The 1,051-nt window shown below is 69.5% G+C and carries 1 protein-coding gene; it reads left to right on the top strand.

Annotated features, from left to right (window positions below; translation table 11 throughout):
* A partial coding sequence (locus GTW43_RS26230; protein ID WP_237536820.1) for a DUF6531 domain-containing protein occupies positions 1-1,051 on the top strand: 1,051 nt, incomplete at both ends.

Below are 1,051 nucleotides of genomic sequence, written 5' to 3'. Positions count from 1 at the left end.
CTCGACCGCCTCGGCAACACCCTCGTCGACGGCTACAAGGCCTACAACACCGAACTCACCCACGTCGTCGGCGGTGTGCTGAAGGGCACCGCGGGCCTGGTCAACTTCGCCCGCGGCCTCAACCCCACCGACCCCTACAACCTCACCCACCCCGCCGCCTACATGCAGAACGTCTCCATGACGCTCTCCGGCCTCGTCTCCACCGCCGCCCACCCCGAACGCATCGTCACCGCCGCCGTCGACGGCTTCAAGAAGGACCCCTCCGAATTCGTCGGCCGCCTCATCCCCGAACTCATCGGCACAAAAGGCGCCGGACTCGCCCGCAGCGGGATCCGGCTGGGGGTGCGGAGCACCGAGCGGGCGGCGATCCGCGAGGGCGAGAACGTCGCGCGCAGGACGGCGACGAAGGAGCCGCACGCCCACACCGAGGAACCGCCGAAGAAGTACGAGCACGACCCCAGCGACCCCATCGACCTCGTCAGCGGCACGATGTATCTGCCGCAGACGGATGTGACGCTGCCCGGCACGCTGCCCCTGGTCTTCGGCCGTCGTCTGGAGTCGGGGTCACGCCTGGGCCGCTGGTTCGGCCCTTCCTGGCTCTCGACGGTCGACCAGCGTCTGGAGATCGACGTCGAGGGCGTCATCTTCGTCACCGAGGACGGACTCCTCCTCACCTACCCGCACCCGGCGCCCGGCGTTCCGACCCTGCCCACGCATGGCCCTCAGCGCTGGCCGCTGGACCGCGTCGACGGGGGCTACACGGTCGCCGATCCGCACACGGGCCGCACCTGGCACTTCGCCGACCGGACGCCCGATCTGGCCGTCCTGGAACAGATCGACGACCGCAACGGCAACTGGATCACCTTCGAGAACGACGCCGAAGGCACCCCGCTCGCGGTCACTTCGTCCGGCGGCTACCGCCTCACCCTCACCGTGGAGGACGAGCGGGTCACGGCTCTGTCCCTGGCCGGCGCGGATCCTGACGGCACGGACCAGCTGATCAAGCGGTACGCCTACTCCGAGACCGGTGACCTGACCCAGGTCCTCGACT

The organism is Streptomyces sp. SID5785, from assembly GCF_009870065.1.
GTDB lineage: Bacteria > Actinomycetota > Actinomycetes > Streptomycetales > Streptomycetaceae > Streptomyces.
This window is presented reverse-complemented; position numbering and strand designations above follow the sequence as displayed.